At 71.0% G+C, this 25,177-nt stretch carries 25 protein-coding genes; 9 read left to right on the forward strand and 16 right to left on the reverse strand.

Features of this window, described 5'->3' with window-relative positions; genetic code table 11:
• Positions 1–16: 16 nt before the first annotated feature.
• The 3 genes from ACIBAF_RS34355 to ACIBAF_RS34365 are packed head-to-tail and all read right to left on the reverse strand — an operon-like array spanning position 17 to position 2,434.
• Entirely contained in the window at positions 17–1,300 is a 1,284-nt protein-coding gene (locus ACIBAF_RS34355; RefSeq protein WP_399468110.1) for a hypothetical protein, read from the reverse strand.
• A 2-nt stretch (positions 1,301–1,302) separates the two neighbouring features.
• Positions 1,303–1,557, reverse strand: a complete 255-nt coding sequence (locus ACIBAF_RS34360) for a MoaD/ThiS family protein (protein ID WP_399468111.1) — start codon at positions 1,555–1,557, stop codon at positions 1,303–1,305.
• Between the two features lie 37 nt (positions 1,558–1,594).
• Positions 1,595–2,434, reverse strand: coding sequence for an alpha/beta hydrolase (locus ACIBAF_RS34365; protein ID WP_399468112.1), 840 nt, complete (start codon positions 2,432–2,434; stop codon positions 1,595–1,597).
• Positions 2,435–2,637: 203 nt separating this feature from the next.
• Here ACIBAF_RS34365 and ACIBAF_RS34370 point away from each other — a divergent pair, with 203 nt between their 5' ends.
• The 6 genes from ACIBAF_RS34370 to ACIBAF_RS34395 all read left to right on the forward strand — a co-directional run bounded on the left by ACIBAF_RS34370 (position 2,638) and on the right by ACIBAF_RS34395 (position 8,391).
• Positions 2,638–3,426 carry a winged-helix domain-containing protein gene (locus ACIBAF_RS34370; protein ID WP_399468113.1) on the forward strand — a complete coding sequence of 263 codons (789 nt, stop codon included), beginning with the start codon at positions 2,638–2,640 and terminating at the stop codon, positions 3,424–3,426.
• Positions 3,427–3,531: 105 nt separating this feature from the next.
• The gene (locus ACIBAF_RS34375) at positions 3,532–4,554 is read left to right on the forward strand and encodes a LacI family DNA-binding transcriptional regulator (protein WP_399468114.1); all 1,023 of its coding nucleotides are present in this window, start codon (positions 3,532–3,534) and stop codon (positions 4,552–4,554) included.
• Positions 4,555–4,706: 152 nt separating this feature from the next.
• Complete coding sequence (locus ACIBAF_RS34380; protein ID WP_399468115.1) at positions 4,707–5,816, forward strand: S1C family serine protease; 1,110 nt, start codon at positions 4,707–4,709, stop codon at positions 5,814–5,816.
• A gap of 29 nt (positions 5,817–5,845) precedes the next feature.
• Positions 5,846–6,088: a hypothetical protein gene (locus tag ACIBAF_RS34385; protein ID WP_399468116.1), complete on the forward strand. Its 243-nt coding sequence runs from the start codon at positions 5,846–5,848 to the stop codon at positions 6,086–6,088.
• A 117-nt stretch (positions 6,089–6,205) separates the two neighbouring features.
• Positions 6,206–6,943 carry a response regulator transcription factor gene (locus ACIBAF_RS34390; protein ID WP_399468117.1) on the forward strand — a complete coding sequence of 246 codons (738 nt, stop codon included), beginning with the start codon at positions 6,206–6,208 and terminating at the stop codon, positions 6,941–6,943.
• A complete protein-coding gene (locus tag ACIBAF_RS34395; RefSeq protein ID WP_399468118.1) occupies positions 6,940–8,391 on the forward strand; it encodes an ATP-binding protein in 1,452 nt (483 codons plus the stop codon). The genes ACIBAF_RS34390 and ACIBAF_RS34395 overlap by 4 nt, the downstream gene beginning before the upstream one ends.
• Here ACIBAF_RS34395 and ACIBAF_RS34400 read toward each other — a convergent pair.
• From ACIBAF_RS34400 to ACIBAF_RS34425, 6 genes are all read right to left on the reverse strand, one after another.
• Positions 8,366–8,725 (reverse strand): hypothetical protein, encoded by a 360-nt coding sequence (locus ACIBAF_RS34400; RefSeq protein ID WP_399468119.1) that lies wholly within the window; start codon positions 8,723–8,725, stop codon positions 8,366–8,368. The two genes, ACIBAF_RS34395 and ACIBAF_RS34400, sit on opposite strands and share 26 nt — an antisense overlap.
• Positions 8,722–9,069, reverse strand: a complete 348-nt coding sequence (locus tag ACIBAF_RS34405; RefSeq protein WP_334578861.1) for a DUF6247 family protein — start codon at positions 9,067–9,069, stop codon at positions 8,722–8,724. Before ACIBAF_RS34405 ends, ACIBAF_RS34400 begins: the two co-directional genes overlap by 4 nt.
• 136 nt (positions 9,070–9,205) lie before the next feature.
• Positions 9,206–9,421, reverse strand: a complete 216-nt coding sequence (locus ACIBAF_RS34410) for a DUF397 domain-containing protein (protein ID WP_399468120.1) — start codon at positions 9,419–9,421, stop codon at positions 9,206–9,208.
• Entirely contained in the window at positions 9,418–9,621 is a 204-nt protein-coding gene (locus ACIBAF_RS34415) for a DUF397 domain-containing protein (RefSeq protein WP_399468121.1), read from the reverse strand. Before ACIBAF_RS34415 ends, ACIBAF_RS34410 begins: the two co-directional genes overlap by 4 nt.
• Positions 9,618–10,442, reverse strand: coding sequence for a helix-turn-helix domain-containing protein (locus ACIBAF_RS34420; RefSeq protein ID WP_399468151.1), 825 nt, complete (start codon positions 10,440–10,442; stop codon positions 9,618–9,620). The genes ACIBAF_RS34415 and ACIBAF_RS34420 overlap by 4 nt, the downstream gene beginning before the upstream one ends.
• 227 nt (positions 10,443–10,669) lie before the next feature.
• Positions 10,670–10,825, reverse strand: a complete 156-nt coding sequence (locus ACIBAF_RS34425; RefSeq protein WP_399468122.1) for a hypothetical protein — start codon at positions 10,823–10,825, stop codon at positions 10,670–10,672.
• A gap of 68 nt (positions 10,826–10,893) precedes the next feature.
• On the opposite strand from ACIBAF_RS34425, the gene ACIBAF_RS34430 reads away from it, so the two are divergent.
• Together ACIBAF_RS34430 and ACIBAF_RS34435 are read left to right on the forward strand one after the other, a co-directional pair.
• Positions 10,894–11,163, forward strand: a complete 270-nt coding sequence (locus tag ACIBAF_RS34430; RefSeq protein ID WP_399468123.1) for a hypothetical protein — start codon at positions 10,894–10,896, stop codon at positions 11,161–11,163.
• Between the two features lie 80 nt (positions 11,164–11,243).
• Positions 11,244–13,346 (forward strand): pectinesterase family protein, encoded by a 2,103-nt coding sequence (locus ACIBAF_RS34435; protein ID WP_399468124.1) that lies wholly within the window; start codon positions 11,244–11,246, stop codon positions 13,344–13,346.
• A gap of 115 nt (positions 13,347–13,461) precedes the next feature.
• On the opposite strand, the gene ACIBAF_RS34440 is transcribed toward ACIBAF_RS34435, so the two are convergent.
• The 4 genes from ACIBAF_RS34440 to ACIBAF_RS34455 all read right to left on the reverse strand — a co-directional run bounded on the left by ACIBAF_RS34440 (position 13,462) and on the right by ACIBAF_RS34455 (position 20,606).
• Positions 13,462–16,110 (reverse strand): hypothetical protein, encoded by a 2,649-nt coding sequence (locus ACIBAF_RS34440; protein ID WP_399468125.1) that lies wholly within the window; start codon positions 16,108–16,110, stop codon positions 13,462–13,464.
• A 223-nt stretch (positions 16,111–16,333) separates the two neighbouring features.
• A complete protein-coding gene (locus ACIBAF_RS34445; protein WP_399468126.1) occupies positions 16,334–18,349 on the reverse strand; it encodes a trypsin-like peptidase domain-containing protein in 2,016 nt (671 codons plus the stop codon).
• 5 nt (positions 18,350–18,354) lie between these two features.
• Complete coding sequence (locus tag ACIBAF_RS34450; protein WP_399468127.1) at positions 18,355–18,663, reverse strand: trypco2 family protein; 309 nt, start codon at positions 18,661–18,663, stop codon at positions 18,355–18,357.
• A 140-nt stretch (positions 18,664–18,803) separates the two neighbouring features.
• Complete coding sequence (locus ACIBAF_RS34455; protein WP_399468128.1) at positions 18,804–20,606, reverse strand: bifunctional metallophosphatase/5'-nucleotidase; 1,803 nt, start codon at positions 20,604–20,606, stop codon at positions 18,804–18,806.
• Between the two features lie 169 nt (positions 20,607–20,775).
• Here ACIBAF_RS34455 and mshD point away from each other — a divergent pair, with 169 nt between their 5' ends.
• Positions 20,776–21,702 (forward strand): mycothiol synthase, encoded by a 927-nt coding sequence (mshD, locus tag ACIBAF_RS34460; RefSeq protein ID WP_399468129.1) that lies wholly within the window; start codon positions 20,776–20,778, stop codon positions 21,700–21,702.
• Between the two features lie 226 nt (positions 21,703–21,928).
• Here the strand turns inward: mshD and ACIBAF_RS34465 are convergent, their stop codons facing one another.
• The 3 genes from ACIBAF_RS34465 to ACIBAF_RS34475 all read right to left on the reverse strand — a co-directional run bounded on the left by ACIBAF_RS34465 (position 21,929) and on the right by ACIBAF_RS34475 (position 25,043).
• Positions 21,929–22,543: an ABC transporter gene (locus tag ACIBAF_RS34465; RefSeq protein WP_399468130.1), complete on the reverse strand. Its 615-nt coding sequence runs from the start codon at positions 22,541–22,543 to the stop codon at positions 21,929–21,931.
• Between the two features lie 74 nt (positions 22,544–22,617).
• A complete protein-coding gene (locus tag ACIBAF_RS34470; protein ID WP_399468131.1) occupies positions 22,618–24,165 on the reverse strand; it encodes an ABC transporter permease in 1,548 nt (515 codons plus the stop codon).
• On the reverse strand, positions 24,162–25,043 hold the full coding sequence (locus ACIBAF_RS34475; protein ID WP_399468132.1) for an ABC transporter ATP-binding protein: 882 nt from the start codon (positions 25,041–25,043) through the stop codon (positions 24,162–24,164). The genes ACIBAF_RS34470 and ACIBAF_RS34475 overlap by 4 nt, the downstream gene beginning before the upstream one ends.
• Between the last annotated feature and the right edge of the window lie 134 nt (positions 25,044–25,177).

Here is a 25,177-nt window from a genome sequence, read left to right on the forward strand (position 1 = left end):
ACCGCCTCTTACCTCCTTACGCCAGCGCCCGCCCCAGCACGTACACCGCCGGCGCCGCCGCGGCCAGCGGCAGGGCCACGCCCGCCGTGAAGTGGACGAAGCGGGAGGGGTAGTCGTAGCTCGCGACCCGGTGGCCGATGAGCGCGCAGACCGCCGCGCCCGCGCCGAGCAGCGCGCCCTTCGCGCCCAGCCCGGTCATCTCCCCGACCGCGATGCCCGCGCCCGCCGCGGCGAGCAGGGCCACGACGACGGAGGCCGGGGTGGGCAGCGGCAGCGCCCGCGCCAGGACGGCCACCGCGACCGCGGCCGCGCCGACCGTCACCGCGTCCGGCTCGGCGCCGAGGTGCCCGGTGGCGAGGATGGCGAGCGCCGAGGAGGCGACGGTCGCCATCAGGCCGTACATGCGCTCGTCGGGGTCGGCGTGCGAGCGCAGCTGGAGGACGAGGCAGAGCAGCACCCAGACGCCGAGGGAGCCGAGGATCGCGGCGGGCGCGTTCTCGCGGCCGGCCGCGAGGAGCGCGACGTCCGAGACCAGCGCGCCCAGGAAGGCCAGCGCGATGCCCTGCCGGGCCGGCCACATGCCGTTCAGCCGGAACCAGCCCGCCGCCGTGACGGCCTGCAGCACGACGAGCGGGACGAGAAGCGCGTACGAGCCGATCGCCGCCGTGCCGGAGAGGAGGAGCCCGAGGAGCGCGGTGAGCGCGGCGGGCTGCATCCCCGGCTCGATGATCGGCGAACGGCCCTCCAGGCGGGCCCGCTGGGCGTCGGTGATGCGGGCGTTGCCGGCGAGGGTGGCGGGCCCGTAGGTCGCGGCGGTGGCTCCGGCCGCGGGCGCCTGAGGCTGTGCGTGTGCGTGTGCTTGTACGGGTGCCGGGGCCGGTGTCGGCGCGGGCGCCTGGGCCGGTGCGGGGGGTGTGTAGGCCTGCGGCTGCTGTGCCTGAGCGGGTGCCTGCTGCTGCCAGTTGCCGTCGGGCGCGTAGCCGTGGGCGTAGTCGCCGTACGCGGACTGCGGGTCGCCGTAGGCCGGGGCCTCGCCCGTCTGGGGCGGCAGGTAGGCCGTCCGCTCCGGGTCGGCCGCGGTGACCGACGGCTGGACGCTCGTCTCCCAGGTCTCGCCCTGCCACTGCTGCGTGTACTGGAGGTGAGCCTGCGGGTTCGGGTCGTCGTAGCCCTGCCCCTGCTGCCCCTGCTGCTGGCCGGGCCACTCCTGCTCGTCGTAGCCCTGGTAGCCCTGTTGTGGCTGGTACCCCTGATGCGGCTGATGCGGCTGGTATGGCTGATACGGCTGCTGGTCGGTCATCGTCACCCTCCTGCGAACGGCGGGAGCACCTCGACCGTGCCGCCTTCGGCCAGCCGTACCGTCTCATGTTCGCGGGTGCCCACGGGGTCACCGTCGACGAGGAACGAGCATCGCTGCAGGACACGCACGAGTTCGCCGGGGTGTCGCGCACGCGCGGCGTCGAGGGCCTCGGCGAGGGTGTCGGCGTCGAACGGCTCCTCGGCGACCCCGGCCGCGGCCTTGGCGGCCGCCCAGTAGCGCACCGTGACCTTGGGCATCTCGTTCCTCAATCAATCGGCTGTGTACACGGTCAGGCTAGCCCGCCCGCGTGACCGCCCAGTCCCCGATCCGGGCCAGCAGGCCGTCGTCGGCCGCGTGCTCGGCGTGGCCCATGCCGGACTCCAGCCAGAGTTCGCCGTGGTCACCGGCGGCCTCGGCGAGCATCCGGGGATGATCGAGGGGGAAGTAGCCGTCCTGGTCGCCGTGCACGATCAGCAACGGGGTGGGGGCGATCTTCGGGACCGCCTCGACCGGAGAGAGCGGTACGGGGTCCCAGTCGCGGCGGTGGATCCGGGTGCGGAAGCCGTAGCGGCCGACCAGGCGGCCCTCGGGACGGGTGACCAGCCAGTGCAGGCGTCGCATGGGGGCGGTGCCGCGGTAGTACCAGCGGGCGGGGGAGCTCACGGAGACGACGGCGTCCACCGTCCCCGCGTGCAGCGCCGCGTGCCGCAGGACCACCGAGCCGCCCATCGAGAAGCCGACCGTCGCCACGCGCGCGTGCCCGAGCGAGCGCGCCCACCGCACGGCGGCGTCGAGGTCGAGCACCTCGCGGTCGCCGACGGTGGAATGCCCGCCGGAGCGGCCGTGCCCGCGGAAGGAGAAGGTGACGACGGCCCCGTGGCGGGCGAAGGCGGACGCCACGCGCCGCACATGCGGGCGGTCCACGTCGCCCGTGAACCCGTGGGCGATCACGAACGCGGGATGACCGGTGGGTGGCGCGGAGGTGTCGTATACGACCTCACCCGGTTCGTATACGGAATCGATGGAAATCCCGTCGCCGGTGGGCAGAAACGTCCGCAATGGGGTGCGCGTGCCCGTCTCGGAATTCGGACGAACGGTGGAACGTGCCACATGACCTGCCGGACTGCTGCTCATGTGGGCTATTCTGCTGGACAGAGGACTCGGGCAGCGTAGCCCCCGGGTCCTTTTGTGCTTTCGGAAGCGTTGTATACAAAGCGGCGACCGGGTGGGAAATGCCAGGTGGACGCGGGTGTACGGCCTCCCCGGGAACGCAGCGCAGACCTAGTGCAGTGCCGCAGTGCCCACGTCCTCGCAGGGACCGAGGAGGAACCAGACGTATGAGTTCTCTGCTGCTCCTGACCAACGCTCTCCAGCCGTCGACGGAGGTGCTCCCCGCTCTCGGCCTGCTCCTGCACAACGTGCGAGTGGCTCCGGCGGAGGGCCCCGCCCTCGTCGACACCCCAGGCGCCGACGTCATCCTCATCGACGGACGCCGTGACCTGCCCCAGGTCCGCAGCCTGTGCCAGCTGCTGCGCTCCACGGGCCCCGGCTGTCCGCTCATCCTCGTCGTCACCGAGGGCGGCCTCGCCGCCGTCACCGCCGACTGGGGCATCGACGACGTCCTCCTCGACACCGCCGGTCCGGCCGAGGTCGAGGCGCGGCTGCGACTGGCCATGGGCCGGCAGCAGATCGTCAACGACGACTCCCCGATGGAGATCCGCAACGGCGACCTGTCGGTCGACGAGGCGACGTACAGCGCGAAACTGAAGGGCCGGGTCCTCGACCTCACCTTCAAGGAGTTCGAGCTGCTGAAGTACCTGGCCCAGCACCCGGGCCGGGTGTTCACACGTGCACAGTTGCTCCAGGAGGTCTGGGGCTACGACTACTTCGGCGGCACCCGCACGGTCGACGTCCACGTACGACGTCTGCGCGCGAAGCTCGGCCCGGAGCACGAGTCGCTGATCGGCACCGTGCGGAACGTGGGTTATCGATTCGTTACCCCTGAGAAGGGGGAGCGGGCCACGGACGACGCGAAGGCCAAGTCGGACCGGTCGGACCGGTCAAACGCGGAGGATGCGGACAACGCGACCGCCCTGGACGCCGAAGAGGTCTCAGCGGAGGCGTAGTACCCGTCGGTAGGCCCGAGCGCCCGCTCAGGAAGGGCATTGCTCCCGCACAGGAAGCTTCCGTATGCCCTGCCCAGGGCGGGTCCATCCGCGTAGACTCCGCGCGTGGCCAAGGTGACTCGGGATGATGTGGCGCGGCTGGCGGGGACTTCCACCGCCGTCGTCAGTTATGTCATCAACAACGGACCCCGGCCGGTCGCCCCGGCCACGCGCGAGCGTGTCCTCGCCGCCATCAAGGAGCTGGGGTACCGGCCCGACCGGGTCGCCCAGGCGATGGCGTCCCGGCGCACCGACCTCATAGGCCTGATCATCCCGGACGCCCGTCAGCCGTTCTTCGGGGAGATGGCGCACGCGGTCGAGCAGGCCGCCTCCGAGCGCGGAAAGATGGTGCTGGTCGGCAACACCGACTACGTCGCCGAGCGCGAGGTCCACTATCTGCGGGCGTTCCTCGGCATGCGCGTCTCGGGCCTCATCCTCGTCAGCCACGCCCTGAACGACCAGGCGGCCGCCGAGATCGACGCGTGGGACGCCCGCGTGGTGCTGCTGCACGAACGCCCCGAGGCGATCGACGACGTCGCCGTCGTCACCGACGACCTGGGCGGCGCCCAGCTCGCCGTCCGCCACCTCCTGGAGCACGGCCACGACTACGTGGCCTGTGTCGGCGGCACCGCCGAGACCCCTGCGGTCGGCGACCCCGTCTCCGACCACGTCGAGGGCTGGCGGCGCGCGATGGACGAGGCCGGGCTGAGCACGGAGGGCCGCCTCTTCGAGGCGCCGTACAACCGCTACGACGCCTACCAGGTCGCCCTGAAGATCCTCGCCGGGCCCCAGCGCCCGCCCGCGATCTTCTGCTCCACCGACGACCAGGCGATCGGCATGCTGCGCGCGGCGCGCGAACTGCGCATCGACGTGCCGGGCGAGCTGGCGGTCATCGGCTTCGACGACATCAAGGAAGCCGGCCTCGCTGACCCGCCCATGACAACGATTGCATCGGACCGCTCGGCGATGGCCCGCGCGGCGGTCGACCTCGTCCTGGACGACGGGCTGCGGGTCGTGGGCTCGCGGCGCGAGCGGCTGAAGGTGTTCCCGTCGCGGCTGGTGGTCCGCAGGTCCTGCGGCTGTCAGTAGCCTCCGACGGCCTGCGGCCAGGCTTTATGAGGCTTGTCTGAGAGGCCTGCGCAGCCGCGCGGGGCCGTCTTTATTTCGGACGAACGAGCTTCTGGCGGCGTTCTCAGGGAGCACTCAGGAAGCTCTCATGGTTGAGCGACAAGCTTCCTTCCATGACCGAGAGCATCCGCCGCAGCGGCGAGTACGAGAACTTCGAGAACCCGTACCAGGCCCCGTACGAGGGCGCGAACGCTTCTCCGGTGAACCCGGAGTGGCCGCCTCCGCCGGCGTACCAGCCCGTCGAGGGCGACGGCCATGGCGGCCACGGCAACCACGGCGGCTACGGCGGCCACGGCGGCGGAACCGCTCACCAGATCCCGGTCGCCGCCGAACCCGCCCCGCGCAGGAAGCGCACCCGCGGTCCGCTCGCGCTGCTCGCCGCCGTGGCGATCGTCGCGGCGGCCATAGGCGGCGGCACGGCCTACGGCATCCAGGAGCTGACCGGCAAGGACGAGGTGGTCTCCTCGTCCACCACCACCAACGTGGTGCCCTCCAGCAAGACGGGTGACGTGGCGACCATCGCGGCGGCGGTCAGCCCGAGCGTCGTCGAGGTCAGCGCCACGCTCAGCAACGGAACGTCCACCGGCTCCGGTGTGATCATCACCAGCGGCGGCGAGGTCGTCACCAACAACCACGTCATCTCGGGCGCGAACTCGATCAAGGTGACGACCAGCGACGGCAAGTCGTACACCGCGAAGGTCGTCGGCACCGACAGCAAGAAGGACCTCGCGCTGATCAAGCTGGAGAACGCCTCCGGCCTGAAGGCGGCGACCCTCGGGAACTCCGACGGCGTCAAGGTCGGCGACACGGTCGTGGCGATCGGCTCCCCCGAGGGCCTGACCGGCACCGTCACCAGCGGCATCATCTCCGCGCTGAGCCGGGACGTGACCGTCTCGACCGACGAGAGCCAGGGCCAGCAGCAGGGCGGCGGCGACGGCAACTGGCCGTTCCAGTTCGGCGGCCAGCAGTTCAACGGCGACACGGGCACGTCCACGACGACGTACAAGGCGCTCCAGACGGACGCCTCCCTCAACCCCGGCAACTCCGGCGGCGCGCTCATCGACGCCAGCGGCAACATCGTCGGCATCAACTCCGCGATGTACTCCGCCGCGGCGGACTCGTCCTCCTCCGACGCCGGCAGCGTCGGCCTCGGCTTCGCCATCCCGATCAACACCGTCAAGTCAGACCTCGCCACGCTGCGGGCCGGCGGCTCCGACAGCTGACCACCCACCACCCAGTCAGGGAGTACGTCATGATCCAGCAGATCAAGCAGATCAAGCAGGTTTCGCACACGGTGACCGGTTTCGGTGCGGCCGACCTCGGCCTGGCCCTCGACGTGGCGTACGAGCTGCACCCGCCGGTCGCGCCGACCCGCGCGCCGGAGGTGGCGGCCCCGCAGCTCACGGCACCGCAGCTGATGGGCCTGCGCACCACGCCCGCCCGCCCGCACCTGCGCAAGGTTCAGCTGAACCGGCTCGCGGCGCTGCACGGCTGATCTCACCCCAACCCGGTCTTTACGCGCACACCGGGAACCGTGCGAGGCTGAAGCCACTCAGCACGATCAGCAGGTCCAGCCTCCCGTCGTCCCACCGCACCCGAGGAATCCACGCCCATGAGCCCCGCCGAAGGCGACCGTGACACCCAGCGCATCCTGATCGTCGACGACGAGCCGGCGGTGCGCGAAGCACTCCAGCGCAGCCTCGCCTTCGAGGGCTACGACACGGAGGTCGCGGTCGACGGCGCCGACGCCCTGGACAAGGCGACGGCCTACCGCCCCGACCTGGTGGTCCTCGACATCCAGATGCCCCGCATGGACGGCCTCACCGCGGCCCGCCGCATCCGCGGCGCGGGCGACACCACCCCCATCCTGATGCTGACGGCCCGCGACACGGTCGGCGACCGCGTCACGGGACTGGACGCCGGCGCGGACGACTACCTGGTCAAGCCGTTCGAACTCGACGAGCTGTTCGCCCGCGTGCGGGCGTTGCTCCGCCGCAGCTCCTACGCGGCGGCGGCCGGCGCGGGCGCGGTCGAGGAGGACGAGGCCCTCACCTTCGGCGACCTGCGCATGGACCTCGCGACGCGGGAAGTGACGCGGGGCGGGCGCGCGGTCGAACTGACCCGCACCGAGTTCACGCTCCTGGAGATGTTCATGGCGCACCCGCGTCAGGTCCTCACCCGGGAGCAGATCCTGAAGGCGGTCTGGGGCTTCGACTTCGAGCCGTCGTCCAACTCGCTGGACGTGTACGTGATGTACCTGCGGCGCAAGACGGAAGCGGGAGGCGAGCCGCGTCTCGTGCACACCGTGCGAGGCGTGGGTTATGTCCTGCGACAGGGCGGCGCGGAGTGAACAAGGTCCTACGACGGCTGCGGACCCTTCCCATTCGGGCCCGGCTCTCGATGCTGGTCGCTGCCGCTGTGGCTTTCGCGGTGGCGGCGGTCTCGGTGACGTGCTGGTTCATCGTGCAGGGGAAGCTGTACGACCAGGTGGACAACCAGCTCGACGGTGCCAACGTGCGGCTGAACCAGGAAGAGATCTCGGCCCTGCTGGCCGCCTGTCCGAAGGACGCGAGTGATTCGTCCGGCAGCATGCGCCCCAGGGACTACTACGTGCAGGTGGTGAAGTCGGACGGCACCGTCTGCGTGTTCAGCGATTCTGCGGGAACGGTCAACGCCACGGCGCGGGACAGGAGCGTGGCGGCAAACCCCTCCCCCGGTGTGAACACCTTCCACAACACCACCGACACCGACGGCAACGACGTGCGCGTACGGACCACTCCCCTCCTGGTGGGGTTCGGACCCGCCACCCAGCTCTACCCCGACTACGCGCTGGTCCTCGGCGTCTCCCTCAAGGAGACCCAGAAAACCCTCAATGACCTGGCCCTCATCCTTCTCCTCGTTTCCGGCATCGGCGTCCTCGGCGCGGGAGCTGCCGGTCTGGCAGTCGCCCGTGCGGGTCTGCGACCGGTCGACAAGCTCACGGAAGCCGTGGAGCACGTCGCCCGCACCGAAGACCTGAGCGTCCGCATCCCCGTCGAGGACGACAGCGACGACGAGGTGGCCCGGCTCTCCCGGTCCTTCAACTCGATGACCGCCTCCCTCGCCAACTCCCGTGAGCTGCAACAGCAGTTGATCGCGGACGCCGGGCACGAGCTACGCACTCCGCTCACCTCCCTGCGCACCAACATCGAGCTCCTCACCCGCAGCGAGGAGACGGGCCGTCCGATCCCCGAGGCGGACCGCAAGGCGCTGCTCGCCTCCGTGAAGGCGCAGATGACGGAGCTGGCGGCCCTCATAGGCGACCTGCAGGAACTCTCCCGCTCGGAAGGCCAGCGCGGCGAACGCGTGCAGGTGGTCTCACTGGAGGACACGGTCGAGTCCGCCCTGCGCCGGGCACGGCTCCGCGGCCCGGAGCTCACCATCACCGCCGACCTGCAGCCCTGGTACGTCCGGGCGGAGCCCTCCGCCCTGGAGCGGGCGGTCGTGAACATCCTCGACAACGCCGTGAAGTTCAGCCCCGAGGGCGGCACGATCGAGGTGGAGCTCGGCAGCGGCATCCTGACCGTCCGCGACCACGGCCCCGGCATCCCCACCGAGGAACTACCGCACGTCTTCGACCGCTTCTGGCGCAGCCCCAGCGCGCGGGCCCTACCGGGCTCGGGCCTGGGCCTGTCGATCGTCGCGCGGACGGTGCAGCAGGCAGGCGGCGAGATCACCCTGGCCCGCGCGGAGGGCGGCGGCACGGTGGCGACGGTACGACTGCCGGGGGCGCCTACTCCTCCGCCGGAGGTTCCTTAGGAAGTTCGTAAACCTGCCAGAAGACCTCCATCACCAGGATCTGCGGATCCGCAGAGCGTGGAACGAAGGTGTAGACCAGCCAGCCATAGTGGTTGTCGAAATACACGATGCGCGGTCCCTTGGGATCGCTGGACCGTACCGGCTCGACGTACATGGTCTCCGGGAGGTCGCGATCGGTGTCGATCCCGCGGAAATACGGGTCCTTCGCGATGACCAGCTCGGCGCGAACTTCGTCGACCATCTTCCGTACACGCTCCGGCAGTGCATCACGGCTGGCGAGAGCATCGAGCCGCCAGTCCATCTGCCAGGGCGGCCCCATGAACTCGTCGGTCACTCGCCAGGCTCCAAATCCCGCACGCTGTAGCGAATCTTCGCCACCTCTTCGAGGAGAGCCTTCGCCTCAGCGATGTCGGTCGCCTCTGCCGCACGGTGCTGAAGTTCGGTCACATGAGCGTCGAGCTTCGGATCACGTGCAATTGCGTATTCGCACCACCAGCGGGCCAGGAACGCGGACACGGGACCAACGTCGTACGTGTCACCGATCGCCCGCTTCCAGTGCGCGTCGAAGTCGGGGAGAAGGCCGGGGGCGTCTTCAGCGATGGCCCTGCGCAGCGCCATCGGCGTCCGCTCGGGCATGGAGGGGACGGCCGAATCGGATTCTGCAGCGTGGGCAACCATGCTCGATGTCCTCCTTCGACACTCTGTGTCTACGACCATAGCCGCCTCGCACTCCGTGGATCAGTCGTTCGTGTCGTGGTCACGAGGTCCAGCGTGTTGGCGGCGACGCCTCGAACATCAGCACTTCCGGCATATGTCACCCGAATGTGCGCGGACCGGCCTCCCCCTTGACCGCTGCCATGAACCGGGACCAGGACGGGCCCGAAAAGACCAGCGGGCGGGCCGTCGGGGTCTTGCTGTCCCGGACGGGGACTATGCCGGGGTAGCCGTCGGCGACCTCGACGCAGTTGTTGTCTCCACCGGCGCTGTAGGACGACTTGCGCCACACAGCGGTGCTGAGATCAGGGGTCACACCGTCTCCCGTGCATCGCTCACGAACGCCGACCAGGCCTCCGCCGAGAAGACCAGCGGGCGCACGGCCGGGACCTTGCTGTCCCGGACGGGGACTATGCCGGGGTAGCCGTCGGCGACCTCGACGCAGTTGTTGTCTCCACCGGCGCTGTAGCTCGACTTGCGCCAAATGGCGACGCTGAGATCGGGGGTGTGCTTCATGATCTGTGCTCCTCCAGTACGTCCCTGAGGAACGCGAGCGAGTCCGCCGGGGACAACGCCAGGTCCCGGAGCCGATCGTAGGACAACCGGTGCCGTAGGACGCTCTCCGGTTCCTCGGTCAGCTCGCCCCCGGTGTTGCCTTCCGTGTAGGCAACACCGCTCCCGTCCTTCTGCCACAGCATCGTCAGCGATCCCTGCATGTGGTGGTGTACCCCGGCGGCGAAGGGCAGCACCTGAAGTGTCACGTTCGGCCACATCGCGACGGTCTCGATGCGGAGCAGCTGGTCCTCCCAGGTCTTCGGAAGGGCAGCGGGACGCCGGAACGCGAACTCGTCCATGACGATGCGGACGTTGGGTTCCGGCTTCTGCCGCAGCAGGTACTGCCGTCCGATGCGAGCCGCAACCTGTTCCTCTACCCACTCGTCGTCCTCGGGTGTTGTCTGGAGCCCAGACAACACCTCCCTGGCGAAGTCCTCGGTCTGCAAAAGCCCAGGCACACCCAGCGCGAACTTCCACATGATCCGCGCAGTCGTCTCGAGCTCCATGAACCTCTTGAACTGGTCCATGAACGCATCCAACCGCGCCGCATGCCAGTGCCGAACCAGCAGGTCACCGGCACCGAAGTACCCGTCCAGGTCCTCCATGACGGTCACCTTGGACAGTCGCTCGCCCGACTCCAGGCGGCTCAGATAGCTCTTGTCGTAGCCGGTGTCGTCGGCCAGCTGGCCCAGCGACTTGCCCGCCTTCTCGCGGAGGAACTTCAGCGTTCGGCCCAGTACGGCCCGGCCCGACTCCCGTTCTCCGTCAACCACTTCGGCCATGTCACCCCTCCCCGTTGCCTGGCGCTCCAGGCAACACCGAACCTCTTCCGCAGAGTACGTCGCGGCTGTGACGATCAGGGCACGAACGGTAATCACCGCTCGTCAGGCCAATGCCACGGCAGACGACAGAAACCCCCGCGGTCGACTGCACTCGACCCGGGGGCGTGGCCGACGTACTCAGAAGGACCGCCAGCATGAGGGAACGTATCGCGGGTTTTCGCGAGTCGCTACTGCGCACACTTGCGCGAATCCTGCCGCCCGCCCGGCACCCGCACCCGCACCCGCACCCGCACCCGCACCATGACGTCCAGTCCGAACCACCCAGCCAGGGCCTGCTGCCGACAACCCCCGTCGACGCGCCGCGGCCGCAGCGGGTCCCGCATCTCCTCAGCTTCGAAAGGGTCCAAGAGCTCTACGAGCTCGAGAGGCGCAGGGAAGAGGAGGCCTCCGCGTGAGCGGCTTCCGTCTCCTGCCCTGGACCGGCCTCGACGGCAAGCCCTGCTACCTCGACACCGACGACGACCACAGCCGTCTCTCCCTCCTCGCCGACAACGTCGAAACCGCTCAACTCGCCTCGGCGGAACACGTACTCGGCGGTGCCAGAGCCGTGCTCGCCGATCCCGGGGCGGGCGAGCGAGCGGTGCGCTTCGCGCTCACCAGGGCGGTGGAATCGCTGGGGGACGTCCTCCGTGTCGCGGTCAGCCGGGACGGACGCAGCTGAACTGCTGAACACCGGCAACCTTTCCGTACGGGGTGGCGACTCACGGGCAGTCAAACCCCCCGCACGGAAAGGTTCGCCGCATGAGCGACCACCGCCGCACGTCGCCCGAGTCGTCCGCCAAGCCTCGTCATCGGAGAAGCAAGCGGGCGCTGGCCGTCGGTGTCCCCCTCGCCCTCACCGCCGCCGGCACCCTCGCCTACGGCACGGACGTCGGCCTGTTCGGCATGGACGCGCAAGCGAACGCCTCGGCCGCGACCGCCGCCGCGCCCGCCTGGGCGACCGCCGTCGCCGACGGCTTCGCCTCTGTCAACGCGCTGGGCCAGAACGGCACTTACGGCGGCCGGGACGGCAAGACCGTCACCGTGAAGACCCTCGCCGATCTCGAGAAGTACGCGACCGCCGGCGAGCCGTACGTCATCGTCGTGGCGGCCGCGATCAACATGAACCCGGTCGGGAAGGAGATCAAGGTCCAGTCGAACAAGACGATCGTCGGGTCCGGGACGTCCGGGCAGATCGTCGGCGGCGGCTTCTTCCTCGGGCAGGGCGTCCACAACGTCATCATCCGGAACCTGACCATCCGGGATGCGTACCAGGGCACCTGGAACGACAAGGAACACGACTACGACGGCATCCAGATGGACGGCGCGCACCACGTCTGGATCGACCACAACGACATCCGGCACATGGCCGACGGGCTCATCGACAGCCGCAAGGACACCACCTACCTGACCGTCTCCTGGAACAAGCTAAGTCAGGAGAACAAGGCGTTCGGCATCGGCTGGACCGACAACGTCACCGCCGACATCACGATCCACCACAACTGGATCCGCGAGACCGAGCAGCGCAACCCCTCCACGGACAACGTCGCCCACGCGCACCTGTACAACAACTTCCTGGAGGACGTGGCGGGGACGGACATCAAGTCCTCCTACGGCAACTACTCGCGCGGCAAGACGAACATGGTCCTGGAGAACTCCTACTTCCAGGGCATGACCAACCCCGTCGTCCGGGACGCCACCGCCACCCTCGTCCAGCGCGGCAACGTGTTCTCGGGGACCAGCGGGAAGAACGAGAGCGGCGGCAGCGGCGCGGCCTGGGACCCGAAGACGTACTACGGCTACACCCTCGACAAGGCCGCGGACGTGCCTGCCCTCCTCAAGTCGGGCGTGGGGCCCCGCACTTCCATCGGCACGACGAGCAGCACGAGCACGAGCACGAAGGCTGCCGCCGTCACCACGCTCACCGTCGCCAAGGACGGCAGCGGGCAGTACTCGACCGTGCAGGCCGCCGTGAACGCCGTACCGGCGAACAACCCCTCGCGCGTCGTGATCGCGGTCAAGCCGGGCACGTACCGGGAGCTGGTCAAGGTCCCGGCCAACAAGCCGCACGTCACCATCCAGGGCACCGGCGGCAGCCGCAAGGACACCACGATCGTCTACAACAACGCGTCGGGTACGCCGAAGCCCGGCGGGGGCACGTACGGCACCGGCGGCAGCGCCAGCGTCGCCGTCGACGCGGACGACTTCCAGGCCCGCAACCTGACCATCTCCAACGACTTCGACGAGGCCGCCCACCAGGACATCGCCAACCAGGCGGTCGCCCTGCGCACCTCCGCCGACCGGATCTTCCTCGACGGCGTCATCGTCAGCGGCGACCAGGACACGCTGCTGGTGGACACCGCGTCCAAGGACAAGCTGGGCCGCGTCTACATCGCCAACTCCTACGTCGTCGGCAACACCGACTTCATCTTCGGCCGCGCCACCGCGGTGATCGACAAGTCCGTCATCACCCTGAAGAAGCGCTGGAACGGCACCTCGGCCGGCTATGTCACGGCCCCCAGCACGGCCGCGAACCGCAAGGGCATCCTGATCGCCAACTCCACGGTGAACGGCGACGTCTCGGACCGCAGCTTCTACCTCGGCCGCCCTTGGCACGCCGGCGGTGACGCGAGCCTCGACCCGCAGACCACCGTCCGCAACACGACCCTGAGCGCCGCGATCAAGACCACGCCCTGGACCGACATGAGCGGCTTCTCCTGGAAGGACGACCGGTTCGCCGAGTACAAGAACACCGGCGCCGGGTCCGGGGCCGCGAGCGGCGACCGACCCCAGCTGAGCGACTCCCAGGCCACCGGCCAGGAGGTCGCCGACTGGCTGGGCGACTGGACCCCCACCGCTTCCTGACATCCCCCTGCCCGCTGCTCCGCCTCGTGGCAGTTCCGTCAGCCCTTGTGCGCGACCGGCCGACGCCTCGGGGCGGGCTTGCGGGTCGGGAACCGACCGCGTACCAACCGCGTACTCACACAGGCCATATGAAGGCGAGGAGTCGCTCCGCGCTCTGCTTCGCCGCAGTGTTGAAGTCGTCACCGTCGACCACCGTGCGGAGGGCGTCGACGGCCGTCTGACGGAACTCCTCGCCGAGACCGATCAACGCCGAGGCAGCCCTGCCGCGGTCGGCGTCGGCGGACCACCTGTTGGTGACGACGGCCACGAGATGTTCGACGGCCAGCGGCCGGTACCGGTCCGCGAAACCTGTCAGGAACAGGGCCAGCTCCAGGTGGACGGCAGGATCCGCCGTCGGGCCGCTGCACACGGCCCGAAACGCCGCCACCGCCTGGTGGGCGTAGGAGTCGCCGAAGCCGGCCAGCACGTCCGCCGCCTCCCTGCGAACGATGGCGGACGTCCCGCCGCGTCCGATGACGCGCCGCAGCATTCGCGCGGCGGCCGGCTTGTGACTCTCGCCCATGCTCGCCGTGTGTGCGGCCAACCTGATGCGGTCCTGGGAGGACAGGAACAGGCCTCCGAAGGCGTCGCGAAGGCCTGCCACGCCCTCGGAGCAGCTGTAGACGATGGCCGCCCACGTGGACAGCTGGGCAGCCTCCCGAGGGGGAACGCTCCTCAGCACAGCCTTGGCGGCGGTCGACCAGTGCTCAGCTCCCAGCTCGTGGAGCAACTGCGCCGCGGTATGACGGTCTCGTGCGTCGGTCCTGCGTGCCGTGGCGACAGCGCGCAGCGCCCGGGTGGCCTCGTTGACATGCTCTGTGCCGACGCAGAGCAGGGCGCGGGCGGCCAGGAGCCTTTCTCTTCCGTCCGCCGCAGGGTCGCGGGCAAGGCGGCACAGGATCTTTGGTTCCGTGGGCACATGGCCGCCGCCGAGCGCCAACAGGCCGCGCGCCGGGCTCCATCCCGGCCGCCCGCTGTCGGCGCGCGGTCCGGTGTCGGCGCGCGGTCCGGAGTCGGCGCGCGGTCCGGAGCCGGCGCGCGGTCCGGAGCCGGCGCGCGGTCCGGAGCCGGCGCGCAGTGCCGCGGCGACCTGATCCACCCAGGCCCCACCGAGCGCGTGAAGCGTCACGGCGACCGCCCGCCGGCCCTTGGCTCCCACCGCGGGGTCCATCAGGCTCCGGCACATCCAGGCCAGGACGGTCTCACGCTCACCGGCACCGGCGCGGGTCCCGCGCAGCGCCTCGATCACCGGTCCCGAGCCCTGCGGCCCGGCCTCCGCGTCGAGGATCAGCGCTCGCAGCAGTGTCGCGTCGAGCGGGACGGGTTCACCGAGGACGAGCAACGCGCGAGCCGCGGCGACAGAAAGGTTCCGGCCCTCCTTCGCGCCTCCCTTCCCGCGTCCCTTCGCGTCTCCCTTCGCGTCTCCCTTCGCGTCTCCCTTCGCGCCTCCGAGCGTGCTCCGGAGCACCGCGGCCGCCCTCTCCAGGTGCGGTGCGCCCAGTGCTCGCAACTCCGCCGCGGCCCTGGCCCGTTCGTATCCGTGGCTGCGCGGATCGGTCAGGACGCCGCACAGGGCATCCGCCGCCTCGTCCGCCGCGGAGCCGCCGTACGCGGCCATCCGGATCCCGGCGCGCAGCCGGGCCGCGGGAAGGGCTCCGCCAGTCCTCAGCGCCTCTCGCCAGGCCGCCACCTCCTCGGCCGGCGTCTCCCGGGGCGCCCAGTCCAGGATCGCCTCCGCGTTCCTGCGGGCGTCCCTGCTGCTGTCGTGGGCTTCGAGTATGTCCTGGGCCCGGCGCCGCGCCTCCTGTGCGTAGGCCCCGCCGAGCCGCGCCAGGTACCGCCCGGCATACGCGCGGTCACCGGAGTCCAGGGTCGCGTCGTCCATGATCGCGCGACTCGCCGCGGCGGCCGTGTCGGCGGCCTCGGAGCCGAGGTGGGTCAGCTCCATCGCGGCTCGGATCCGGTCCCCGTAGAGATCGGCGGTCGAGTCGGCGGCCATGGCTTTCAGGACGTCGGCGGCCTCCCCGACGTATGCCCTGCCGAGCGAGGCCATGAGCCGGGCAGCGTTCCGCCGGAGGTACGCCGCCGTCAGCGGGACGGCCATCAGATCTCGCAGTGCGCTCGCCGCCATCAGCCGGTACGGCTCGCCGAGTTCGGCCAGCGCACCCGCGGCGGACAGACGCTCGGGGCCGTCCTTCAAGCGGTCGGCCGCGATCCGGCCGAGCCGGATCGCGGCCTCGTGCGCATGCTCCTCCCCGAGCCCGAGGAGGGCCTCGGCCGCCTCCCGCCGCACGTGGTCGGGGGAGCGCCGATCGCAGACGGCTCTCAGCAGGAGGGCCGCTGCCTCCGCCTCGTGCTCGGGATGCGAGTCGGCCAGCACCCTGGCCGCCTTCACCAGTTCGTAGGAGTCCACGTACCGGTCCAGGGCGGCCTGCGCCAGAATCCGCGCCGCGCTCGCCGGATCGTGGCCGATCAGGGCCCGGCCGGCCGCCACCCGGCGCCAGTCGCCGGCCCGCTGTGCCGTCTCGGCCAGATACTCCGTCACCTCGGGATGCCGGATGCGGGCCAGCAGCTGCCAGGTGGGGGCGAAGACGCGCGGGCGGCGCACCTCGGCCGTCCCGAGAAACCTCCGGCAGTGCCCGTCCTCCGCCGGACACCCCTCCGCCAGCAGCTCCCCCGCCAGCAGCTGGTTCCCGCGCCCGTCCTCCAACAGCCGATCCAGCAACTCCCGCCCACCCGCGCGATACCGGTGGCAGTAGTGGACCAGCGCGGCGACATACAGATCCCGCAGCGGATGCTCGGTGAGCCCCGACGCGGCCAGCAGCGCCGCCCGCCACTCCTCGCGCCCGAGGTCGAAGTCCTCCGGAAGCCCCGCAACCAGCTTCTCCGCCGCCAGATGCTCGGCGAAGGTCGTGTGCAGGAACGCGACGCCATCCCCCTCCCGTACGTCATCCCCCTCCCGTACGCCGCCCCCCCTCCCGTACCAGCAGGCCCGTGGCGAGGAGGGCGTCGAGCACGACGTTGCGCCAGCCGTCCAGCGGTGGGACCGCGCCGAAGCGGCGGCCTGTGTCGTCGGTGGCCGTCTCCTCCCACCAGCGCAGCGCCTCCCGGAGCAGGTCCTGCGCGCCCGTGGCGACCTGGGCGTGGGCGAGGTGGCCCACCAGCTCTTCGAGGTGCGCCCTCAGGTGGGCCACGGCTGCGGGCCCGCGGTGGATCCCTTCGGCGGACAAGGTCAGCCGGCGCCAGCGGTCGTCCGTCTGGTCGCGTTTGGCGGCCAGCAACTGGACGCGGCACTGCTCGTACAGAGCCCAGCGGTTGTCGGGAAGCGGTGACGCGGGCGCGCTCTCGAAGACGAGGGCCGTGACGGTCGCGAGCAGCGGGTTGCGCAGCAGGTCGCCCAGTCCGGCCGCGTCCACCTGAGCGAGGAAGCGCGCCGCGCCTTCCGGGCGGCCCGAGTCGTTGCGGCCCGAGTCGTTGCGGCCCGAGTCCTTGTAACCCGGGTCCTTGCAGCCCGCGTCCTTGAACCAGGCGTGGGCGAACTGCTGCAACCGCTGCCGGGTGAAGGGGGCGAGGAGGTACTGGTGGAAGCCGGACTCATCGAACGCCTTGACGGCCTCGGGGTCGCGGCGGGTGGTGAGCAGTATCCGCAGGGGCGCCGACGCTGCGGCGGCCCCCTCGCGGGCGTGGTCGGTGAGGCGATGGATGAGCCGGTTGCGGCGGTCGAGGGGCACCTCGTCCAGGGCGTCGATCAGCACGAGCCAGGTGGCCCCCGGCGGCAGCCGCGGCAGGGCGCCGTCCTGCGTGCCCAGGCCTGTGGCCATGGCCACCGCGCTGTCCAGGGAGTCTTCGAACTCAGCCAGCGCGGGGGCCGTGACCAGCAGGGGAACCAGCCGTCCGGACGCGGCCGGCGCCGCGAGGGCCGCGCGCCCCAGATCGAGACAGCACCTGTGCAGGAGCGTGGACTTCCCCTCCCCCGGCCCGGCCACGACGACCAGATGCCCGCCGTCGTCGGGGGCGAGCGCCTCGTCCAGGACGTCCTCCAGCCGCCGCGAACGCCCGGCCCGTGGCGTGTGCCCACCCGGTACGGCGCCGGCTCCGCCGTTCCTCGAGGGCTCCGCGCCCTCCTGGGGTGGTTCCGCCGGGCTGTCGAGGACCTGGCGGACATGGACGTCGGTCAGTCGGCGGGGCCTTCGGTCCTGACGGAAGCGGTAGGGGAGTTCGTCCGCGGCGTTCAGCTGCCGGCGCAGCACCCTGCGGACGGCGGACGGGATCCAGTGCGCGGGCTCGGTCATCGCGGGGGCGCCGGCGGTCGCCTGCCGCACGGGGAGGGGCGTCGGCTCGAGGCCGTGCTCGCTCAGCAGCGCGACGAACTCCGGGTCCCGCAGGTCGCACAGGTCCGTACCGGTGAGGTTTCTGCGGTCGCCGGTGGGCCGGTGACTGGTGACGACCCCGGCCAGCAGTCCTTCGTGGACGGTGAGGATGCCCGCGCCCGAGTATCCGGACCACGGCGACTGCTGCGGTCCCCGCGGCGGAGGGTCGCTGGTGGCGACGGACACCTGTATCTGGTGATCGGTGCGGTCCGACCCGAGTTGGATCGTGCCGTCCATCTGGTGGCCGCGCGGCCGGCCCTCTTCCAGCGTGAACCACGGGAAGCCGACCGCGTGCACGTCGATCCGCCCCAGGTCGTGGGGCAGGTCCGCGAACCCGATCGGCGGAAGTGAGACGCGGTCCGCGTCCAGCGCCAGCAGGGCGATGTCCCGCCCGGCATGGGCCACCACCCGGCGAACCGCTGTCCGTCCGGCGGATCGCGCGGTCCGTACCTCGTAGCGCGCGGCCGGGTCTCGCACCGCGTGAGACGCGGTGATCGCCAGATCGCCCACCAGCAGCAACCCCGACGCCACGGCACGAGGCCGGCCGTCCGAACCGGTGGCGACGACCTGGACGACGCGCTCGGCCCTGCTCATCGCCGTCAGTCTGCGAGCAGTACGGCGTCCGCCTCGCCGAGTCCGGTGAGCACCCGTCCGCCGTCGGTCGTCTCGGCCTTCAGCTGGAGCGACACCGTGTGGGTGGCGCTGATGGTCTGCGAGGCCTTCCCGTCGGCCGACACTACCCAGAACTTGACCCCGCCGCCGCCCTCCTCGGCCTGGGTGACGGCGACCTGGAGGTCGAGGTTGACCGTCTCCACGTGCAGCCGGACGGGGTGCCCGGCGGACTCCCGCATCGCCTCGGCCAGCTCGTCCCGGAGCGCCTTCAGGGCGTCCGCAAGCCCGATCTCCATCTCGTCCTCCCCCTTCGGCCCTGTGCGCGGCCGATCCCGGCATCGTAGTGGGCGGACGCTTCGCGGCAGGCGAGTTGCGGCAGCCGGGCAGATCTCCTGCTCGGCTGCCGCGGGGCTGCCGCGGAACAAGCGCGGTTCGGCTAGCCGACGATCGTGATCCGGTTCGGGACCGGCGGGGCGATCGGGGCCGTGGCCGAGGAGCTGGCCGTCAGGTACTGCTGCAGGGCCGTCAGGTCGTCGGTGCCGACGAGGTCGTTCGTGCCCTGGCCCAGGGTGGTGAAGCCGTCGCCGCCGCCCGCGAGGAAGCTGTTCGTCGAGACCCGGTAGGTCGCGGCCGGGTCGATCGCCGCGCCGTTCAGCCGGATGGAGTCCGTGACGACACGGTCGGCGCCGCTCTTCGTCAGATCCAGCGTGTACGTCAGGTTGGCGGACGGCTGAAGGATCTTCGGCGCGCTCGCGTTCGTGCCGCTGACCTGCTCCTTGAGCACCTGGATCAGCTGGGCGCCGGTGAAGTTCTGCAGGTTCACCGTGTTGGAGAACGGCTGCACGGTGAAGCCCTCGGCGTAGGTGACCACGCCGTCGCCCTCACTGCCCTTGGCCGCATAGGTGAGGCCGGCCCGGACGCCTCCCGGGTTCATCAGGGCGAGATCCGTCTCCGGGTCGAGCGCACGGCCGTACCAGAGCTGGGCGTCCGCGATCAGGTCGCCCATCGGGGACTCGGTGCCCGTGTTGGGGACGTCCGCGGATATGTAGCCGATCGCGCGGTTGCCGACCGGGGCCGCCAGGGTGTTCCACTTGCTGATCAGCTCGGTCATGTCGGGCGCCTTGGCGACGGTCCGGGTGACCACGTGGTTCGCCGACTTGACCGCCGTCCGGGCGATGTCACCGGTGAAACGGTCGTACGTCAGCGTGGTGTCCGTGTACAGACGGCCGAAGGACGCGGCCGAGGTCACCGTGCGCGGCTTGCCCGAGGGGTCCGGGATCGTGCAGGCGTACGCGGCGTGCGTGTGGCCCGTCACCAGCGCGTCCACCGCCGGCGTGATGTTCTTCGCGATGTCGACGATCGGGCCGGAGATGCCGGCGCCCGCGCCCGGGGAGTCGCAGTTGTAGTTGTACGCGCCCGAGGCCGGCAGGCCGCCCTCGTGGATCAGCGCCACGATCGACTTCACGCCCTGCTTCTGCAGCACCTTGGCGTACTTGTTGATCGTCTCGACCTCGTCCTTGAACTTCAGGCCCTTGACGCCCTCGGCGGAGACGACACCGGGGGTGTCCTCCAGCGTCACACCGATGAAGCCGATCTTGACGTCCTTCTTCTTCCAGACGTAGTACGGCTTCAGGATCGGCTTGTTCGTCTTCTCGTCCAGGACGTTCGCCGCCAGGTACGGGAAGTCGGCGCCCTGGAACTTCTTGTCGGTGTAGCAGCCGGCCGTCGGGTGGCAGCCGCCGTTCTGCAGGCGGGCCAGCTCCTTGGCGCCCTCGTCGAACTCGTGGTTGCCGACGCTCGTGACGTCCAGGTCGAGCTTGTTCAGCGCCTCGATGGTGGGCTCGTCGTGGAACAGGCCCGAGATCAGCGGAGACGCGCCGACCATGTCGCCGCCGGCCGCCGTGATCGAGTACGGGTTGCCCTTGCGCGCCTCGCGCAGGTGGGTCGCGAGGTACTCGACACCGCCCGCGTCGATCGTCTTCGTCGTGCCGTCCGCCTGCAGCTCGGTGACCCGGCCGGAGGAACCCGACGGGGGCTCCAGGTTGCCGTGCAGGTCGTTGAAGGACAGCAGTTGCACGTCCTGGTAGCGGCTCGGCAGCGGCTTGCCGTGCCTGCCGTCGTGGGCGTCCGCCGGGAGGGCGGCGGCCAGGGCGCCGACGGTGGCGAGCGTGGCGGCGGTCCCGAGCAGACGGTACGTACGACGTCTGCGGCCGGGGTTCGGCTGGGATGTGGCTGGCATGCGCCCCCCTGTGAATCGGCTGAGGTAAGTGACAGGTAAGTGGCCCCGTTCGGGCGCAGCCTAGAGTCAACGCGCGTAGCGCGACAGGGGGTTCAGGGTTACATCCTGGTTTCCCTTTGCCCTCTCCTTTGCCGCCACTTTGCGCCGTCCTCCCCTTACCCTCGTACGCATGACCAGCGACGACACCGCACGGATCCCCGGCTCCCGATCCATCGAGACCCACTCCGAGCTCACCCCCGAACAGATCGAGGCCGTCCTCGACCTGCTCGCGGAGGCCGCCCGGACGGACGGCCAGCAGGCGGTGTCCGAACAGGGCCGGCTGCAGCTGCGCGGAGGGGCCCGCGAGGGCGTCTCCCACCTGGTCCTCACCCTCGGCGACGAACTCGTCGGCTACGCCCAGCTGGAGGACACCGACCCGGTCGAGGCGCCCGCCGCCGAGCTGGTCGTCCACCCCTCCCACCGCGGTCACGGGCACGGGCGGGCGCTCGGCTCCGCCCTGCTCGCCGCCTCCGGCAAGCGGCTTCGCGTGTGGGCCCACGGCGGGCACTCCGCCGCCCGGCACCTCTCCCAGGTCCTGGGCCTGTCGCTGTTCCGCGAACTGCGCCAGATGCGGCGGACGCTGACCGACCTGGAGCTGCCCGAGCCGGTGCTGCCCGAAGGCGTGACCGTCCGCACGTTCGTGCCCGGGCAGGACGACTCCGCGTGGCTCGCCGTCAACGCCGCCTCCTTCGCCCACCATCCCGAACAGGGCTCCCTCACCCAGCGCGACCTCGACGACCGCAAGGCCCAGTCCTGGTTCGACCCCGCCGGCTTCTTCCTCGCCTTCCGCGGTGAGCGGCTCGTCGGCTTCCACTGGACGAAGGTCCACGCCGAGGAGCAGCTCGGCGAGGTGTACGTCCTCGGCGTCGCACCCGGTGTGCAGGGCGGCGGCCTCGGCAAGGCCCTCACCACGATCGGGCTGCGGCATCTCGCGGGGCAGGGTCTGCCCACGGCGATGCTGTACGTCGATGCCGACAACAAGGCGGCGGTCTCTGTGTACGAGAGGTTGGGGTTCACCACGTACGAGACGGATCTGATGTACCGGACGGAGACGTGAGCACCCGTCGTCCGGTGACCGGAGTCGGTGACCGAAGGTGGTGAGCGGAAGCGGAGGTGGTGAGCGGAAGTGGTGAGCGGAGGTGGTGACCGGAGTCCGTGACCCGAGTCCGTGACCGGAGGTGGTGACCGGAGTCCGTGACCGGAGGTGGTGACCGGAGGTGGGGTTGGCGCCCCTCGGGGCTGCCGCCCCCAGTCCCCCGTTTCGGCCCTGAAGGGCGTAGTCCTCAAACGCCGGACGGGCTGCAGAACCCGCGCCCCTTCAAAGGCTCCGGTGTCCATATCGCGCTCAGCGTCACCGTCGCGCCCAGCACCACCGCCCATCTCAGCTGGGTCGCCGCCCAGTAGGGGTCGTGGGGTGTCCCCAGCAGGCCCCACCTGTTGGGGACCAGGAGTGTCACTCCGGCCGCTACCCCCAGCCAGATCGCCGTGCCTCTGCCCACCTCCGCGGTTTCGGTGAAGCGGACGGCGATCGTCGCGAGGGCGAGGGCGGCGCAGGCCATCGCCGCTGCTTCCAGGGTGGCCGGACCGACTTCGGGACGGGTCGCGGCGGGGACGAGGAACAGGGCCGTCGCCCACCAGAGGAAGGTGAGCGGGGCAACGAGGGCCAGGCGCAGGACGGTTCGCCGGGCGCGGCCCACCGGTGTCCCCACGGTCGTGTTGCGGACGGGGTCGTCCAGGAGGAAGGCCAGGCCCAGTGCGCCGGTGAGTGCGGTGAGGCGCAGCACCAGCCGGCCCAGGTCGGCGTCCGGCGCGTGCTCCGGCAGCCGTGGCGTCGCCGCCAGCAGCAGGCCCATCCCACCGGTCGTGGCCAGCGCCGGCCAGGGGAGACTGCGCCACACCGGCGGCAGCAAGGACCGGAGCAGGGCCGCGGGGACCCGCCTCGCTGCCGCTTCGACTTCCGCTTCTCGTCCTCCTACTTCTCGCACTTCTCCGCCTCCTTCGGCACCGCGACGCCCAGCAGCTTCGCCGCCTGGGCGGTCGTCGTGCTCGCGGACGTCAGCTTCGCCCAGTGGGCTTTGACCCGGGCCGTCATCTCGGCGCGCGGGCGGGCCAGGAGTTCGCGGACCACCGTCGTCTGCGTCGCCGTCATGCTCAGTCCGTTCGTCGGGGCCAGGACCTGGTCCGAACCGCTGGTGGTGTCGTTCAGCCGCACGTGCTGGAACGTGGCCATCGGGGTGGGGTCGGCGCCCAGGACCAGCCACATGACGGTCACCGTGCGGGCGTCGCACATCTCCTGAAGCGTCACGCTCTCCGATCCGCCCACCAGGACCGAGGCGGCGCCGACCGCGAACTCGGGGACGCGGTTGCCGCCCCAGCGCGTGCCGACCGTCACCTCACCCCGGGTGGAGGAGGGGTCCAGGGCGGCGTCGACCTCCTCGCCGTTGTAGATGCGCTGGCGGACCGTCAGAGGAGCCTTCGCCGCCGAGCCTCCCGCCAGCGACTGGAGCCGGTCGACGATCTCGGCCCACTCGGGGCGCGTTCCGTTCCACTCGGGGAACGAGCAGTACGTCGAGCCGCCGTACCGTGTGCACGACTGGACCTTCTGCGGGGTCTCGGACGCCGTCTTGCGGGCCGCGTCCAGGGCCGCCGTGTCGCGCGGGATCTGGCCGATCGCGCCGACCGCGGCAGCCGCGAGGGCGAGAGCGGTCGCCGCCTTGACGGCTCGAGTGCGCCCGCCCGCGAGCAGCAGTGCCGTGCAGGCCAGCAGGACGCACACCGCCGTCAGATACAGCGCGTGCCAGCCGGCGGGGCGGCCGAGAAGGTCGGCGGGGACCGGGTGGCCGCCGCCGGACTCGGAGAACACGATCGGGGAGAGCCAGCCCACCCACTTGCCCTCGATGCCGACGAGGCCGGAGGCCATGGTGATCAGCACGTACACGGCGATGACGAACAGTATGGGGATGAAGGGGGAGGGCAGCAGGCGGGCCAGCAGCGCGCCCATGATGCCCGCCAGCAGGACGCTCAGCGGCCCGACGGCCAGTTCCCCGAACGAGCCGTGGCCGATCGCGCCGGGCTTCAGGGCCTCCCGGGTGAACTCGGCCCCGACGACGAGCGCGGTGAGTGCCGCGTACGGGATCACGGACAGCACATGGGCGAGGGTGCGCCGCCAGGGTTCCATGGGCAGCACGTCGAACTGCTGGACCGTGCCGTGCTTGCGTGAGCGCAGCGCGGCGGAGTTGGTGCAGACGAGCAGGGCGACGGCGAAGAGCAGGGGCGCCGCCTGCGTTCGGCGGTCGACCGTGTTGAGGACGGGGAAGTCGTCCATGCCGTCTTTGCTCATCAGCCGCAGGGCGACGAAGCCGACGTAGAGGGCGAAGAAGAACAGCACCGGTACCTGCTGGAGCAGTTCACGGGCCTCGAAGCGGGCGAGGGCGAGGACCGATCCGGCGCGGTGGCCCTGGCGTGGGGGCTCGCTGCGCATGGGGGCCGGCTGGGTGGCCGTCGGGGTGCTGGTGCTCATGCCGGCGCCTCCGCGCTCTCGCCGTCGAGGGCGAGCAGATAGCCGTCCTCCAGGGTGGGTTCGAGGAGGTCGGCGCCGGTCGGCGGGTCGCCGATGTTACGGAAGGCGCCGGTGCCGGTGCGCCAGCCGGCGAGTGCCTTCGGGTCGCGCTGCGCGCTGCTCCAGACCCGGCCGGCCGCGCGGGCCGTCAGGTCGGCCGGGGTGCCCTCGAAACGGACCCGGCCGCCGGCCAGGACCACGACACGGTGGCAGAGCATCGCGACGTCCTCGGTCTGGTGGGTGGACAGCAGCACCGTGCGGCCCTCGCCCGCCTGGGCGATCAACTCACGGAATCTCATGCGCTGTTCGGGGTCGAGGCCGACGGTCGGCTCGTCCAGCACGAGGAAGCCGGGGTCACCGACGAGCGCGGCAGCCAGGGCGACGCGCTGCCGCATGCCGCCGGACAGCCGCTTGATGCGCTTGCCGCGCACCTCCGAGAGGTCGACGGCCTCCAGCACGCGCCGCACCTCGCGCAGCCGGGCGGCGCGGTCGGTGAGCTCCTTCAGGATCGCCACGTAGTCGACGAACTCGAAAGCGGTGAAGTCCGGGTGGAATCCCGGGGTCTGGGGGAGGTAGCCGAGGGTGCGGCGCAGGTTGAGGCGGCCGGTGGCGGTGCCCGGGTCGTGGCCGAGGGCCGTGAACGAGCCCCCGTCGGGCGGCGCGGCCGTGGCCAGCACCCGCAACAGAGTGGTCTTTCCGGCGCCGTTGGGTCCGAGCAGCCCGGTGACGCCGGGGCCCAGCCGCAGCGACACCCCGTCGAGGGCACGGGTGCCGCCGAAACGCAGGGAGAGGTCGGTGACCGTCACCGTGGTGGAGCCGGAGGCAGAGGCCGTGGTCATGGGGAACTCCTGAAAGTCGAGCGGTCGACCTGAGCCGGGGATGTCCGGCTGAGAGCGAGGGCCCTCGGCGCGGGAGCCCCAGGGGCGGGGACGGCAGTGACGGGGCCGGCGGCGGCAGAGCCCGCCGGGACGAG

Source organism: Streptomyces sp. NPDC051677 (genome assembly GCF_044453465.1).
Taxonomy (GTDB): Bacteria; Actinomycetota; Actinomycetes; order Streptomycetales; family Streptomycetaceae; genus Streptomyces.